General features: G+C 55.1%; 12 protein-coding genes and 2 tRNA genes. 1 reads left to right on the top strand and 13 read right to left on the bottom strand.

From position 1 onward, the window contains the following. The first annotated feature begins 93 nt into the window (after positions 1-93). Positions 94-3018: a DUF748 domain-containing protein gene (locus tag TU86_RS19760; protein WP_048366013.1), complete on the top strand. Its 2925-nt coding sequence runs from the start codon at positions 94-96 to the stop codon at positions 3016-3018. Positions 3019-3194: 176 nt separating this feature from the next. Here the strand turns inward: TU86_RS19760 and TU86_RS19755 are convergent, their stop codons facing one another. The 13 genes from TU86_RS19755 to glmM all read right to left on the bottom strand — a co-directional run bounded on the left by TU86_RS19755 (position 3195) and on the right by glmM (position 15586). After that, the gene (locus TU86_RS19755; RefSeq protein WP_048366012.1) at positions 3195-3548 is read right to left on the bottom strand and encodes a BON domain-containing protein; all 354 of its coding nucleotides are present in this window, start codon (positions 3546-3548) and stop codon (positions 3195-3197) included. Positions 3549-3840: 292 nt separating this feature from the next. Further along, entirely contained in the window at positions 3841-5946 is a 2106-nt protein-coding gene (pnp, locus tag TU86_RS19750) for a polyribonucleotide nucleotidyltransferase (protein ID WP_048366011.1), read from the bottom strand. Positions 5947-6171: 225 nt separating this feature from the next. Further along, a complete protein-coding gene (gene rpsO, locus TU86_RS19745) occupies positions 6172-6441 on the bottom strand; it encodes a 30S ribosomal protein S15 (protein ID WP_048366010.1) in 270 nt (89 codons plus the stop codon). A 164-nt stretch (positions 6442-6605) separates the two neighbouring features. Beyond that, complete coding sequence (truB, locus tag TU86_RS19740) at positions 6606-7523, bottom strand: tRNA pseudouridine(55) synthase TruB (RefSeq protein ID WP_048366009.1); 918 nt, start codon at positions 7521-7523, stop codon at positions 6606-6608. Positions 7524-7526: 3 nt separating this feature from the next. Next, positions 7527-7928 carry a 30S ribosome-binding factor RbfA gene (gene rbfA / locus TU86_RS19735; protein ID WP_047277524.1) on the bottom strand — a complete coding sequence of 134 codons (402 nt, stop codon included), beginning with the start codon at positions 7926-7928 and terminating at the stop codon, positions 7527-7529. Between the two features lie 158 nt (positions 7929-8086). After that, positions 8087-10594 carry a translation initiation factor IF-2 gene (gene infB / locus TU86_RS19730; protein ID WP_048366008.1) on the bottom strand — a complete coding sequence of 836 codons (2508 nt, stop codon included), beginning with the start codon at positions 10592-10594 and terminating at the stop codon, positions 8087-8089. A gap of 27 nt (positions 10595-10621) precedes the next feature. After that, positions 10622-12103: a transcription termination factor NusA gene (gene nusA / locus TU86_RS19725; protein ID WP_048366007.1), complete on the bottom strand. Its 1482-nt coding sequence runs from the start codon at positions 12101-12103 to the stop codon at positions 10622-10624. Positions 12104-12150: 47 nt separating this feature from the next. Continuing rightward, on the bottom strand, positions 12151-12609 hold the full coding sequence (rimP, locus tag TU86_RS19720; RefSeq protein ID WP_048366006.1) for a ribosome maturation factor RimP: 459 nt from the start codon (positions 12607-12609) through the stop codon (positions 12151-12153). Positions 12610-12751: 142 nt separating this feature from the next. Then, a tRNA-Met gene (locus TU86_RS19715) sits at positions 12752-12828 on the bottom strand. 96 nt (positions 12829-12924) lie between these two features. Continuing rightward, a tRNA-Leu gene (locus TU86_RS19710) sits at positions 12925-13010 on the bottom strand. Positions 13011-13038: 28 nt separating this feature from the next. Next, a complete protein-coding gene (gene secG, locus TU86_RS19705; RefSeq protein ID WP_048366005.1) occupies positions 13039-13422 on the bottom strand; it encodes a preprotein translocase subunit SecG in 384 nt (127 codons plus the stop codon). 4 nt (positions 13423-13426) lie between these two features. Beyond that, positions 13427-14182: a triose-phosphate isomerase gene (gene tpiA, locus TU86_RS19700; protein WP_048366004.1), complete on the bottom strand. Its 756-nt coding sequence runs from the start codon at positions 14180-14182 to the stop codon at positions 13427-13429. 66 nt (positions 14183-14248) lie between these two features. After that, positions 14249-15586 (bottom strand): phosphoglucosamine mutase, encoded by a 1338-nt coding sequence (gene glmM, locus TU86_RS19695; protein ID WP_048366003.1) that lies wholly within the window; start codon positions 15584-15586, stop codon positions 14249-14251. Between the last annotated feature and the right edge of the window lie 10 nt (positions 15587-15596).

Raw genomic sequence — 15596 nt, 5'->3', positions numbered from 1 at the left:
AAAAAGTCCTACTAAAAATAAGGCGATCGTCTCGGAACCAGAATCGCGTGCCATACTCCAAGGCACTCCCGACTGTTATAGACGACGCCTCACATGCCCAAAGGATTGATTCGCGCCATTGGCGCCGTGCTGACTGCCCTCGCACTTTATAGCTTGCTGGGTTTTTTGATCCTGCCCGGCATAGGCTTACGCATCATCAACCAGCAGTTGGCCAACTACGCCACCGTGCCCGCCAGGCTCGACCGATTGGAGTTCAACCCGTTCAGTCTGGAGCTGACACTGTGGGGGTTCAAGGTCGGTGAGCCGGGCAAGGAGCAAGTAGGCTTCGAGCGACTGTACACCAACGTGCAAGCCGACAGCCTGTGGACAAAAGCCTTGCACCTGGCAGACGTGCAACTGGACAAACCCAAGACGCAGCTGTTGTTCAGCAAGGACGGCACACTGAACCTGACCCAATTGTTCACGTTACCTGCCAGCGAACCTGCGCCCCAGACACCTGACAGCAACCCCTTCCCCTTGCGTATCGACCGCATCGGTCTGGCGGGCGGCTACCTGCATTTTGCTGACTTGCGCCCAAGCGAGCCGATCGAGTTTTTGTATGACTCAATGGATCTGGAACTGAAAAACCTCAGCACGCTGCCCGATGACAACGCTGACATGACCTTAGTGGCGGCCGGGCCAGAAGGCGGCCGCATTGACTGGACCGGCACCTTGAGCCTGGTGCCCATTGCATCCGAAGGCACGCTCAAAGTGACTGACGGCAAGATGAAAGTCTGGTGGCCCTATGTGCGAGACGCCCTACCGCTGGTACTGGAAGACGGGGTGCTGAACTTCAGGACCGACTACACGCTGAATCTGTCCAAAGAAACTGAAATGGTGCTGAGCAACGCCTCGGCCAGTATCGCCCCGTTCAAAATCAATGCACCGGACGGTCGGCCGCTGGCACGGCTTGAGCGCCTGGACGTCAGTGATACCCGCGTAGACCTGGCCAAGCAGCAAGTGGTGGTCGGTAAAATCAACAGCAAAAATCTTGAGACTTGGGCCACGCGTGAAGCTGACGGCCAACTTGACTGGCAAAAATTGTTTGCCAGCCAACCGACCAAAACCTCATCCAAAGCCGATGGGCCAGTCACCGTTGAAGCCCCAAAACCGGCACCTGTCGCCCCCAGCAAACCGTGGCAAGTGTTGCTCAAGGATGTGCAGCTACGCGATTACCGCGTGCATCTGGCAGATAAAGAACCAAAAACTCCGGTCGCGCTGGACGTTGGCCCGTTGAACCTGGACCTGAAAAACTTCGACAGCCTCAATCAGTCACCTTTCAACCTGAAACTCGACACCGGGATTGGCAAGCAAGGCAAGCTCACTGCCAGCGGCGAGGTCAATCTAAGCCCGATCAGTGCCAAGCTCAACGTCACCACCCAAGACATCGACCTGCGCGTCGCGCAGGCTTACATCGACCCCTTTATTCGCCTGGAACTGCGCAGCGGCATGTTGGGCAGCGATCTGGCAGTCAATCTGAAAAGCGTCGAGCCACTCGCTTTCAGCGTGGAGGGCAAGGCACGGGTCGACCAACTGCACACACTCGACACCCTCAAAAACCGCGATTTTCTCAAGTGGCAACGTCTGGTACTGGAGAACTTGAATTACCAGCACGGTGACAGCCTGTCGATTGCCAAGGTCAACCTGGCGCAACCGTACGTGCGCTTCATGATCAACGATGATCGCACCACCAACATTGATGACCTGCTGATCCCACAACCCGCCAACACGGGCGCCAAAAACGCGACAAAACCCGCCGCCAGCAAAGAAAAACCATTGGGCATTCATGTGGGAGGCATCGCGATCAATGACGGTTCGGCCAACTTCGCAGACTTCAGCCTGACGCCCAACTTCGCCACTGCCATTCAACAACTCAACGGGCAGATCGGTACCATCGACAGCCGACAAGCCAAACCGGCGAGCGTCAACATCGCAGGTAAAGTCGACCGGTATGCACCCGTGACGATCAAAGGCAGCGTCAACCCTTTCGACCCGATGGCCAGTCTGGATATTGCCACCAGTTTCAAGCGCGTCGAGCTGACGACCCTGACGCCTTACTCGGGTAAATTTGCGGGCTACCGCATCCGCAAGGGCCGCCTGAATCTGGACCTGCACTACTTGATCACCAAGGGGCAGCTCAAGGCCGAGAACAAATTGGTGGTCGAGCAATTGCAACTGGGCGAAAAAGTCGACAGCCCGGATGCCGTGGATCTGCCGATCAAACTCGCGATTGCTTTGCTCAAGGACACCGACGGCAAAATCTCCATCGAACTGCCCGTCACGGGCGATTTGAACAACCCGCAATTCAGCGTGATGCCAATTGTTTGGCAAACCTTGCGCAACCTTGTGCTGCGTGCCGCTCAGGCCCCCTTCAAGTTCATTGGCGGACTGATCAGCGGCGGTGGCGCTGAAGACCTGGGTACCGTTTCCTTCGCACCAGGTTCGAGCGAGCTGAGCCCAGATGCGCAAAAAGCGCTGACCACACTGGCCGCTGCGCTCAAAGAACGCCCGGCGCTGCGCCTTGAGATCGAAGGCACGGCCGCACAAAGCAGCGACGGCCCGCTCATTGCGCAAGAACGCCTGGAACGCGAATACCAATACAACTACTACAAAATCCTGCAACGCCGAGGCGACAAAGTGCCAGCACAGGCTTCATTGCTGAAAGTGCCGGATGATGAAAAAGGCCCATTGCTTGAAGGTATCTACCGCACACGCCTGAAACAGCAGCCGCCAGCTGAGTGGGCTAAATTGAGCCGTGACGAACGTGCGAAAAAGATGAGTGACGCACTGATCGAATTCTGGAGCAAAAGCGAAGTGCTGTTGCGCCAACTAGGTCAAGACCGCGCCAGTAGCATCAAGGACTTCTTGGTGGACAAAGGCCAATTGGCAGATGAGCGCGTGTACTTTGTGGACGCAACTTTGGGCGAAGCTGAAAGTGATGGTCGGGTGATTTCACCGTTGCACCTGGACAGCGAGTAATTAAGCGGCGGGTGAGGACATATCCTTCGCCCAAATAGAACAGCCCCCGACGCAAGCGCCGAGGGCTGTAATGGCCACATCCGTGTGGCCGTCGCATGAACCTATTTCGAAAGCTTCAGGTGCGGCGCTTCAAGCACCTGATCCGGCTTTCCCCCCGGTTCTACGAGAAAGGGTTATTACTCAGCTTTCAGGCCATCAGCAGCAACGGCTTTCACGCCTTTAACTTTCTTGGCAATGTTCACTGCGGTGGTTTTCTGTGCATCAGTCACTGCAACAGTGGAGGACAGAGAAACAACACCTTTGTTGGTTTCTACTTTGATATCAGTACCTGGAATGCCTTTTTCGGTCAGCAGGTCAGATTTGACTTTGGTCGTGATCCAAGTATCAGAAGTAGCTTCTTTAGCTTTAGTCATTTCGCCAGCAGCGACGACCATTGGGGCTTGGGTAGTCGACTGAGCAGCAAATGCAGCATTGGCCATGGTCAGGGTCAGCGCGGTGGCAGTTGCAGCAGCGATAGCGAACTTCTTCATACGAGTAACTCCTGTCTTCTTTAGAATCTGCGCCGTCATCTGGCAGCAGGGTTATCTGTAATATTGCAGGGCTTGTGCCAACTTCATTAAAAAAATAAACCCTTATAAAACAGATACTTAGAGTCACTCAGTTTTTTCTTCCTCGTGCAGATTGCATGACTTGCCCTGCTAGCTGCATGCAAGTTGCGGTATTTTCGTCATGGCCTTTGGCCCGTCATGTGGCGGATCTTTTTTTCACACATAAAAAAAGGATCCCGAAGGATCCTTTTTTAAACACAGGTTTTAGAGGCGATTAAGCTTCCGAAGCCTTTGCTGCTGCGACGTCCTTGATGGACAGTTTGATGCGGCCGCGGTTGTCCACGTCCAGCACCAACACTTCCACTTCCTGACCTTCTTTCAGAATGTCAGTCACTTTCTCAACGCGAGCATCGCTCAGCATGGAGATGTGAACCAGGCCGTCTTTACCTGGCAGGATGTTAACGAATGCGCCGAAGTCGACGATACGCTCAACCTTACCGATGTAGATTTTGCCGATTTCAGCTTCAGCGGTGATACCCAGAACGCGCTGACGCGCCGCTTCTGCTGCTTCTTTGGTTTCGCCGAAGATCTTGATCGAACCGTCGTCTTCGATGTCGATCGAAGCTTTGGTTTCTTCACAGATTGCACGGATAGTCGCGCCACCTTTACCGATAACATCACGGATTTTGTCGGTGTCGATTTTCATCGCGATCATAGTCGGTGCATTAGCCGACAACTCGTTACGCGAAACAGCAATGATCTGGTTCATTTGACCCAAGATATTCAGGCGAGCGTCCAGGGCCTGGCCCAGTGCGATCTCCATGATTTCTTCGGTGATGCCTTTGATCTTGATGTCCATCTGCAGCGCAGTAACACCTTTCGCGGTACCCGCTACTTTGAAGTCCATGTCGCCCAGGTGGTCTTCGTCACCCAGGATATCGGTCAGAACGGCGAACTTCTCGCCCTCTTTAACCAGACCCATCGCGATACCGGCAACCGGAGCCTTCATCGGCACGCCAGCGTCCATCAATGCCAGGGAAGCACCGCACACCGATGCCATCGAGCTGGAACCGTTGGACTCAGTGATTTCCGATACAACACGGATGGTGTACGGGAACACGTCGGCAGCAGGCAGCATGGCCTGAACCGAACGACGCGCCAGACGGCCGTGACCGATTTCGCGACGACCTGCGCCACCCATACGACCACACTCACCTACCGAGAACGGAGGGAAGTTGTAGTGCAGCATGAACGGGTCTTTTTTCTCGCCTTCCAGGGTGTCCAGCAGCTGTGCATCACGGGCAGTACCCAGAGTTGCAACAACCAGAGCCTGAGTTTCGCCACGGGTGAACAGAGCCGAACCGTGGGTTTTAGGCAGAACGCCTACTTCGATGTTCAAAGGGCGAACAGTTTTGGTGTCACGACCATCGATACGCGGCTTGCCGTTAACGATGTTTTCGCGAACGGTGCGGTATTCGATTTCGCCGAACGCTGCTTTCACTTCGCTGGCAGAAGGCTGGCCTTCTTCACCGGACAACTTGGCAACCACCTGCTCTTTCAGCTCGCCCAGACGCGCGTAACGATCAGCCTTGACGGTGATGGTGTAAGCCTGGGAGATCGCTTCGCCGAATTCGGCACGGATAGCGCCCAACAGTGCGGTAGCTTCTGGGGCAGCAGCCCAGTCCCACGTTGGTTTTGCAGCTTCGGCAGCCAGCTCTTTAACAGCCTGGATAACAACCTGGAATTCGTCGTGGGCGAACAGTACGGCGCCCAACATTTGGTCTTCGGTCAGCTCTTTAGCTTCCGATTCAACCATCAATACGGCTTCGGACGTACCGGCAACAACCATGTCCAGGCTAGAAGCAGCCAGTTGCTCGTAAGTCGGGTTCAGCAAGTAGCCAGTGCTTTCGTGATAAGCAACGCGAGCTGCGCCGATCGGACCATCGAAAGGGATACCGGAGATAGCCAGCGCAGCCGAAGTACCGATCATCGCAGCGACGTCCGGATCGGTTTTCTTGCTGGTGGACAGAACGGTGCAGACAACCTGCACTTCGTTCATGAAGCCTTCAGGGAACAGCGGACGGATCGGACGGTCGATCAGTCGCGAAGTCAGGGTTTCTTTCTCGGAAGGACGGCCTTCACGCTTGAAGAAACCGCCCGGGATTTTACCCGCGGCGTAGGTTTTTTCCTGGTAGTGAACCGACAGAGGGAAAAAGCCCTTGCCTGGATCAGCTTGCTTGGAGCCGACGACAGTCACCAATACGCTGACGTCATCGTCAACAGTGACCAATACAGCGCCGGAAGCTTGACGGGCGATACGGCCTGTCTCGAGGGTTACGGTCGACTGACCGAACTGGAATTTTTTGATAACCGGGTTCACGGTGTCCTACCTTCTCTTTGTGGCTCTTGGGGAACGGGTTTCTTGCGAAATGCTTGGGCAATGTCGGGCATTGGCCCGACTCAAGATGCTTACGAAAACGGCCAGCAGGGCAGCTTTCGTAAAGATCCGGCTAGTCCAGATAAAACTTGAGGCTGGAAGCCTGCCGCAAGCCTGTAGGAACCCCACAGACACACAACAGACAACCAGCCTCTAGCAACATCGCTATTAGCGACGCAGACCCAGGCGAGCGATCAGCGCTTTGTAACGCTCAACGTTCTTGCCTTTGAGGTAGTCCAGCAGCTTACGACGCTGGTTTACCATACGGATCAGACCACGACGGGAGTGGTGGTCCTTTTTGTTTTCTTTGAAGTGACCCTGCAAGGTGTTGATGTTGAAGGTCAGCAGTGCAACTTGCACTTCTGGAGAACCTGTATCACCTGGCGCTTGCTGGTAGTCTTTTACGATTTCTGCTTTGTGTTCGATTGTCAGTGCCATGAGGCATTTCCTTTCATAAAGGGGCTCTGCTTGCGAACAAGACAGATCCAATAGGCCGAGGACAAATCCTCGTATTTAAAAATGAGATGTGACCGTGCCTAATAACAGCCACCCTCGTTTCAGTACGGCCCGGAACAATGAAATCCCGGTCCGTCCTGCTCCGGTCATTCTGACCGAATCAGTCGACGCGGCGCTATGCGCCCGTCTTCGCTCACTTCACCGATACCGATAAAGCGACCGTTGTGATCTTGTACTCGCACCATACCGAACTTGGGTGCATCGGGAGCACGTACCGGTTGGCCGTTGAGCCAGTAGAACGCGCTGGCTTCCGAAAAGTGCAGCAATGGCCAATCCAGCAAGCCGCTGTCGGAGGGCATCAGGAAGCGGTCAACAGCTTCATTTCCGCCTTCTGCATGCACAGCTTCCAACTCTTCAAGCGTCACCGTCTGGGCCAGACTGAAAGGTCCGGCATGCGTGCGGCGCAACTCTGCAACATAAGCCCCACATCCCAATTGCTCACCGATATCTTCCACGAGGGTGCGGATATAGGTGCCTTTGGTGCAGTCGACAGCCAGACGCGCGGTGTCGCCTTCGCTGGCCAGTAATTCGAGGCGGGTAATAGTAACAGAACGCGGTTCACGCTCCACCACTTCGCCTGCACGGGCCAGCTTGTAAAGCGGCTGACCATCGCGCTTGAGCGCAGAGTACATCGGCGGTATCTGACTGATTTGCCCACGAAACTTGGGTAAAACAGCTTCGATATCGGAGCGACCAACGGTCACGGGGCGGGTCAGCAAAACATCGCCTTCCGCATCCGCAGTGGTGGTGGTCTTACCCAATTGCATCAAGGTTTCATAACCCTTGTCGGAATCGAGCAGGTATTGCGAAAACTTGGTGGCTTCGCCAAAGCACAACGGCAATACGCCGCTGGCCAAAGGATCGAGGCTACCTGTGTGCCCGGCCTTTTCGGCATTGAGCAGCCAGCGGACTTTCTGCAAGGCCGCGTTGGAGGTGAACCCAAGCGGTTTGTCGAGCAGGATGATACCGCTGACGTTACGACGGATACGCTTGACCTGAGCCACCGGTTACTCCTTGGTGTCTTCAGGAGCCGTCGCATCAGGGTGCTGATTGTCTTCAGCCACCGCACGCTCGATCAAAGCAGACAGGTGCGCGCCACGTACAACGCTTTCGTCGTAGTGGAAGTGCAGCTGCGGAACGCTACGCAGCTTCATTTCGCGTGCAAGTTGCATGCGCAAGAAACCGGCGGCCGAGTTCAGAACCTTGATGGTTTGAGCGATATCTTCAGCGTTGTCCTGGCCCATCACAGTGATGAAAATTTTGGCGTGACCAACGTCACGGCTGACTTCAACCGCAGTAATAGTGACCAGGCCTACGCGCGGGTCTTTGACTTCACGACGGATCAGTTGTGCCAGCTCACGCTGCATCTGATCGCCAATACGTTGGGTACGGCTGTATTCTTTTGCCATGTCTTGTTACCTGTTACTCACCCATGGGAAACCCATGTGTTCTGAAAGCGGCAAACGCCCGGCCAGACAGGAGCCGGACCGGGCGTTGCGTTTAGAGTCCGGGACGAACCGCTGGCATTGGCATGCCGCTTTTCGTCCTGGCTCTTGAAGCTCGCGATTTAGAGGCTGCGAGCAACCTGGACCTTCTCGAACACTTCGATCTTGTCACCGACTTTAACGTCGTTGTAGCTCTTGACGCCGATACCGCACTCCATGCCGGCACGTACTTCGGCAGCGTCATCTTTGAAGCGGCGCAAGGATTCCAGCTCGCCTTCGAAGATAACGATGTCTTCACGCAGTACGCGGATTGGACGGTTACGGTGAACAACACCTTCGAGCACCATGCAACCTGCGATCGCACCAAACTTCGGCGAACGGAATACGTCGCGAACTTCGGCGATACCCAGGATATTTTCCCGGACGTCGCTGCCAAGCATGCCGGTGAGGGCCTTCTTGACGTCTTCGATGATGTCGTAGATGACGTTGTAATAACGCATGTCCAGACCTTCTTGCTCGACAATTTTGCGAGCACCAGCATCAGCACGCACGTTAAAGCCGAACAATACAGCGTTGGAGGCCAGTGCCAGGTTAGCGTCGCTTTCGGTGATACCACCGACGCCGCCGCCTACTACGCGCACTTGCACTTCATCGTTACCCAGGCCGCTCAGAGCGCCCTGCAAAGCTTCCAACGAACCACGAACGTCAGACTTGAGGACGATATTAAGCGTCTTCTTCTCTTCCTGGCCCATGTTCTCGAAGATGTTTTCCAGCTTGCCTGCGTGAGCACGCGCCAGTTTCACTTCGCGGAACTTGCCTTGACGGAACAGGGCAACTTCACGCGCCTTCTTCTCGTCAGTCATCACGCTCATCTCGTCGCCAGCGTCTGGCGTACCGTCCAGGCCGAGAATCTCGACAGGGATAGATGGACCGGCTTCCTTGATAGGCTTGCCGTTCTCATCGAGCATGGCGCGGATACGGCCGTAGTTGGAACCGACCAGAACCATGTCGCCCTGGCGCAGAGTACCGTCCTGAACCAGAACAGTTGCAACCGGACCACGGCCTTTGTCCAGACGGGACTCAACCACTACACCACGGCCAGGAGCCGATGGAGTTGCCTTGAGTTCCAGAACTTCAGCTTGTAGCAATACGGCTTCGAGCAAATCGTCAACGCCGGTACCCATTTTCGCCGAGACCGAAACAAACGGAGTGTCACCACCCCACTCTTCCGAGGTCACGCCGTGAACGGACAGTTCACTACGGATGCGATCGAGATCAGCACCTGGCTTGTCGATTTTGTTCACTGCAACAACCAGCGGCACGCCAGCTGCTTTCGCATGCTGAACAGCTTCGATGGTTTGCGGCATTACGCCGTCGTCTGCAGCCACAACCAGAATCACGATGTCAGTTGCCTTGGCACCACGTGCACGCATTGCGGTAAACGCAGCGTGGCCCGGGGTATCGAGGAAAGTGACCATACCGCGCTCGGTTTCGACGTGGTACGCACCGATGTGCTGAGTGATACCACCCGCTTCACCCGCCGCTACCTTGGCACGACGAATGTAGTCGAGCAGGGACGTTTTACCGTGGTCAACGTGGCCCATTACGGTCACAACCGGTGCACGGGAGAACGACTCGCCTTCAAACTTCAGGGACTCGGCCAGGGAATCTTCCAGAGCGTTGTCGCTGACCAGAGTTACTTTGTGGCCCAGTTCTTCAGCAACCAGTTGAGCAGTTTCCTGATCAAGTACCTGATTGATAGTCGCTGGAGTACCCAGCTTGAACATGAACTTGATAACTTCGGCAGCCTTGACGGACATCTGTGCAGCCAAATCGCCAACAGTGATGGTCTCGCCAATCTGTACATCACGAACTACAGGGCCGGTTGGGCTCTGGAAACCGTGAGCGTTGCGCTTCTTCAGCTTGCCCTTGCCTCGACCACCGCGACGGAAGCTATCGCTTTCTTCGTCGGAAGTACGCGGAGCAACACGTGGAGTCGGTGCTTTTTCTTTAACCGAGGCACGATGCGGAGCGTTTTTGCGATCGCCGTCACCACTGCCGCGACGATTGTTATCGTCAGCGCGTGGCTTGTCTGGACGTCGCTGTTCGTCACGCTTGCGTGCATCAGCTGCAGGTGCCGCGGCTGGCGCAGCAGCCGGTGCAGTTTGCACAGGCGCAGGCGCAGCTACAGCAGGCGTAGACGCTGGAGTCGTTGAAGGCTGACGGCGCGCTTCTTCTTCGGCGCGACGCTTGGATTCTTCTTCAGTCTTTTGACGCGCAGCATTTTCTACTGCACGGCGTTCATCCATCTCACGCTTGCGCTCAGCTTCGATTTCTTCCGGGCTGCGCTGTACGAAGACTTTCTTCTTGCGTACTTCAACGCTAATGCTTTTGCTGCCAGCAACACGCAGGGTGCTGGTGGTTTTACGCTGCAAAGTGATCTTGCGCGGTTCTTCCACTTTAGCCTTGTGGCTGCTTTTCAAGTGAGTCAGCAGAGCTTGCTTCTCACTGTCGGTTACATTCTGCTCGGCGGCGGTGTGCGGCAGACCTGCCTCACGCATCTGCTGCAACAGGCGCTCAACCGGTGTTTTGACCTCATCGGCCAGTTGTTTCACCGTGACTTGCGTCATGCATTTCTCTCCTCAGGCCGCGCCTAATTACTCGAACCAATGGGCTCGGGCGGCCATGATCAACTTGCCGGCACGATCAGAGTCAATGCCGTCGATGTCGAGCAGGTCGTCAATAGACTGCTCGGCCAGGTCTTCGCGGGTAATTACGCCGCGCACCGCCAGTTCCATCGCCAAATCCTTGTCCATACCCTCAAGCGAGAGCAGGTCTTCGGCCGGATGGGCGTCTGCCAGCTTTTCCTCAGTAGCGATGGCTTTGGTCAACAAACGATCCTTGGCCCGAGCGCGAAGCTCGTTGACGATATCCTCGTCAAAGCCGTCGATGTTGAGCATCTCCTCCACCGGTACGTAGGCAATCTCTTCCAGGCTGGTGAAGCCTTCATCAACCAGTACCTGCGCCAACTCTTCATCAACTTCGAGTTCTTCGATGAAGTTGCGCAGGATGTCACCGGTTTCTGCTTGCTGTTTAGCCTGGATGTCCGATTCGGTCATCACGTTCAGGGTCCAGCCAGTCAACTGGCTAGCCAAACGTACGTTCTGACCGCCGCGACCAATCGCCTGGGCCAGATTGTCTGCGCCAACGGCGATGTCCATTGCATGGGCATCTTCGTCGACGATAATTGCCGCCACTTCTGCAGGCGACATTGCGTTGATCACGAACTGCGCCGGGTTGTCATCCCAAAGAACGATATCCACTCGCTCTCCGCCCAACTCGCCCGATACTGCCTGGACGCGCGAACCGCGCATACCAATGCAAGCACCTTGCGGATCGATGCGTTTGTCTTTAGAGCGAACGGCTATTTTAGCGCGTGATCCTGGATCGCGGGAGGCCGCCATCACTTCGATCAGGCCCTCAGAAATTTCAGGCACTTCAATACGGAACAATTCGATCAGCATCTCAGGCGCAGTACGCGACAGAATCAGCTGTGGACCGCGGTTCTCAGTGCGAATTTCTTTCAGCAGTGCACGAAGACGTACACCCACGCGGAAAGTCTCACGCGCAATGATGTCTTCACGAGCCAACAACGCTTCTGCGTTATTACCCAGATCAACAATCACGTTGTCACGTGTAACTTTCTTGACGGTACCTGAAATAATCTCGCCCAGACGCTCGCGATAGGCATCAACGACTTGAGCACGCTCAGCTTCGCGGACCTTCTGCACAATGACCTGCTTGGCAGTTTGTGCAGCGATCCGACCGAATTCGATAGAATCGATTTTTTCCTCGATAATATCGCCAGCTACAGCGCCTGGCTGTTTCGCTTGGGCCTGGTCTACCGCCAACTCGATTGCTGGATCATCCAGATCTTCGTCTTCGACCACGGTCCAGCGACGGAACGTCTCATAGTTACCGGTGTGACGATTGATCTCCACACGCAGTTCGACTTCGTCTTCAAAACGCTTTTTGGTAGCAGTGGCCAGTGCCAGCTCCAGCGCTTCAAAAATAACGTTTGCCGGTACGCCCTTTTCATTGGACACCGACTCAACAACCAGCAGTACTTCTTTGCTCATCGTACGCCTCGCCTTTCGCAAGCCATTGGATCCGCGGGATCCGCGTCTCAGTCAAAACTGGGAATAATGTTGGCCTTGTCGATCATATCGATCGGCAACAAGAACTCATGGTCGTCCACTTGCACCACGATGTCCTGCTCCTCTACGCCGCGCAGAAGGCCCTGAAAGTTGCGTCGCCCTTCAAATGGGGAGCGCAGCTTGATCTTCACTTGCTCACCGACATACTGGGCAAACTGTTCAAGAGTGAACAGCGGGCGCTCCATGCCAGGAGAGGAAACCTCAAGGGTATATTCAGCAGCGATAGGATCTTCAACATCCAGCACGCCACTTACCTGGCGACTCACGATGGCACAATCGTCCACCAATACGCCGCCTTCCTTGTCGATATACACACGCAACATTGAATGGCGGCCTTGAGCCGAAAATTCAATACCCCAGCATTCATAGCCAAGGGCCACGACCACCGGGGCCAACAAGTCCTGCAACTGTTCTAGCTTGCTCGACACCTGAACCCCCTAGTGCATGTTTGTGCATGCTGTGCAAAATGAAAAAATGGGCGAAGCGCCCATCTCTGAAACGTCGTTGAATACCGACGCTATAAAGTGTCCAGTTAACAAAAAGCCCCTGAATTAGGGGCTCCGCTAAAACTGGTTGCGGGAGCCGGATTTGAACCGACGACCTTCGGGTTATGAGCCCGACGAGCTACCAGACTGCTCCATCCCGCGACAAAGCTGGAGCGGAAGTATACGGTCGATCCTTTTCAGGGTCAATCCAACCTTCCACATACAAGAAAGCCCGCTATTGCGGGCATTCCTGATAATTGGTACCGAGAAGGGGACTCGAACCCCTACACCCTATGGGCACAACCACCTCAAGGTTGCGTGTCTACCAATTCCACCACCTCGGCAATACTACGTTACATCATGAAACCCGTTTTACTTTTGCTCTTGAGCTGGAGGTACGTCAGTCGCTGGAATAGCCGACTTTTGCTCTTGAAGCACCGGCACATCATCTGAAGCCGGTTTTTGCACTGGAACTTCCAATACTGCTGGATCTGGCAAACCTACTTGAGTCAGCTCTTGAGCTTTCTCTTTAGCAAAGTAACCTAACCCCAAGCTGGTTATGAAAAAACCTGCGGCAAGTATAGCAGTAAACTTACTAAGAAAGGTAGAGGAACCTTGGCTTCCGAACACAGTATTTGAAGCACCTGCTCCGAAAGATGCTCCAGCATCCGCACCTTTACCCTGTTGCAGCAATACCAGAGCAATTACGCCCAATGCACCCAACAGATGAAAAACGACTACGACTGTTTCCAGCATTTTCTCAGTTTCCCGCGGCGCGACAGATCGCACCGAACTCATCTGCATTCAGGGAAGCCCCACCAATGAGCCCCCCATCGATATCCGGCATGCTGAACAGTTCGACCGCATTGGCCGCCTTCACGCTGCCGCCGTATAGAAGCCGCACACCTTGTGCCACTTCAGAATTCTTCTGCGCCAGCTGTGCGCGAATGGCCGCATGCACATCTTGCGCTTGCTGCGGAGAAGCTGTAAGCCCAGTTCCGATTGCCCAGACTGGCTCATATGCAATCACCGCCTTTGCAAAAGCATCAATACCAAATGCATTAATGACCGCATCCAGCTGAGCCTTTACAACTTCTAGCGTTTGCCCCGCCTCGCGCTGCTCCAGGGTCTCCCCTATACACAACACTGGCATCAGGCCCGCAGCCTGAGCCGCCGCAAACTTGCGATTAAGCGTTTCGTCCTGCTCACCCAAAATCAGGCGACGCTCGGAATGCCCAACCAACACCAACTTGCAGCCTGCATCTACCAACTGATAAGGCGAAACCTCACCTGTCAGAGCACCCTGCACCGACTCCACCGCAGCATCCTGAGCACCGACCGAAATCGCCACACCTTCAAGACCATTGATCACGCGATCAATGAACAAATCCGGCGGAAATACTGCAACATCAACATCGTTTGGCAAGGCCAGACCACGCAGACCGTCGATCAGCTTAGCGACGCTGGCGCGGGTACCGTGCATCTTCCAGTTACCAGCTACCATCATGCGACGCATGCTTTACCTCGTCGGTCAAAGTGGGCGCAGATGTTACCCAACCACATCCGCGCTGGCAAGCCGAATTCAGGCACAAACTTCACTTACCAGTTTTGCCAGTTCTTGTGCATAGCCACGAACCATGACTTCGTCATCACCTTCGACCATGACACGCACCAGCGGCTCAGTCCCTGACTTGCGCAAAAGCACCCGACCACGGCCCTGCATAGCTTCGGTCACACGCGCACAAGCCTCTTTAATGGCCGGATGTTCAACAGGGTTAACCCCCCCTGAAAAACGCACATTGAGCAGGACTTGAGGACACTTGCGCAGCGCCTGACGCGACTGAGCCAGGCTCTCTTCACGTCGACGCAACGAAAGCAGCACTTGAAGTGCCGCAATGATGGCATCGCCTGTGGTGGTGTGCTGGAAACACACAATATGACCGGAGTTTTCGCCGCCAACTTGCCAATCACGCTCTTGCAAGGCTGCGATGACGTAACGGTCGCCTACATTGGCGCGCACGAACGCAATACCCAAGTCGGCCAACGCCAACTCAAGCCCGAGATTGCTCATTAGTGTACCGACCACACCGCCTTGCAATTTGCCGCGCTCGTGCAGGTCGCGCGCGATGATGAACAGCAACTCATCACCATCAACAATCGCGCCAGTGTGATCGACCATCAGCACCCGATCACCATCGCCATCAAAGGCAATACCCAGGTCCGCATGCTCCGCCAATACCGCAGCCTGCAACTGCCCCATATGGGTCGAGCCGCAGTTCTCGTTGATGTTCAACCCATTAGGCTGAGCTGAAAGCACTGTAACTTCGGCGCCCAGCTCCTTGAACACACTCGGCGCAACCTTGTAAGTGGCGCCGTGTGCGCAGTCGATAACGATCTTGAGACCATTGAAGTTGGTGCTCGTAGGAACGCTGCTTTTGCAAAATTCGATATAGCGGCCGGAAGCATCGTTGATGCGCGACACCTTACCCAACTTGCCGGAGTCGACCACCGTCATCGGCGCCTCCAGCAACTCCTCAATCATCAGTTCAACTTCATCAGGGAGTTTGGTGCCCTCACCCGAAAAAAACTTGATCCCATTATCGTCATGAGGATTGTGCGAAGCACTGATCACAATGCCAGCCTCGGCGTGGAACGTACGCGTGAGATACGCAATCGCAGGCGTCGGCATAGGCCCCAGCAACATCACATCTGCGCCCGCCGCAGATAACCCGGCCTCCAGCGCAGACTCAAACATGTAGCCAGAGATGCGCGTGTCCTTACCCACCAATATCCGGCAAGCACCCATGCTGCGAAACGCCATTCCCGCAGCCCAGCCCAACTTGAGCATAAAGTCAGGGGTGATTGGGTAAACGCCGACCCGACCGCGAATACCGTCGGTGCCAAAATACTTCTTCGTCATAAGTGCTCCA

Origin of the sequence: Pseudomonas weihenstephanensis, assembly GCF_001043055.1 — a bacterium.
GTDB lineage: Bacteria > Pseudomonadota > Gammaproteobacteria > Pseudomonadales > Pseudomonadaceae > Aquipseudomonas > Aquipseudomonas weihenstephanensis.
This window is presented reverse-complemented; position numbering and strand designations above follow the sequence as displayed.

Excerpts from the sequence above, each read along its gene's own strand:
- rpsO (WP_048366010.1), bottom strand. The coding sequence starts at position 6,441 with ATGGCACTGACAATCGAACACAAAGCAGAAATCGTAAAAGACTACCAG.
- nusA (WP_048366007.1), bottom strand. The coding sequence starts at position 12,103 with ATGAGCAAAGAAGTACTGCTGGTTGTTGAGTCGGTGTCCAATGAAAAG.
- rbfA (WP_047277524.1), bottom strand. The coding sequence starts at position 7,928 with ATGGCAAAAGAATACAGCCGTACCCAACGTATTGGCGATCAGATGCAG.
- secG (WP_048366005.1), bottom strand. The coding sequence starts at position 13,422 with ATGCTGGAAACAGTCGTAGTCGTTTTTCATCTGTTGGGTGCATTGGGC.
- TU86_RS19760 (WP_048366013.1), top strand. The coding sequence starts at position 94 with ATGCCCAAAGGATTGATTCGCGCCATTGGCGCCGTGCTGACTGCCCTC.
- tpiA (WP_048366004.1), bottom strand. The coding sequence starts at position 14,182 with ATGCGTCGCATGATGGTAGCTGGTAACTGGAAGATGCACGGTACCCGC.
- infB (WP_048366008.1), bottom strand. The coding sequence starts at position 10,594 with ATGACGCAAGTCACGGTGAAACAACTGGCCGATGAGGTCAAAACACCG.
- glmM (WP_048366003.1), bottom strand. The coding sequence starts at position 15,586 with ATGACGAAGAAGTATTTTGGCACCGACGGTATTCGCGGTCGGGTCGGC.
- TU86_RS19755 (WP_048366012.1), bottom strand. The coding sequence starts at position 3,548 with ATGAAGAAGTTCGCTATCGCTGCTGCAACTGCCACCGCGCTGACCCTG.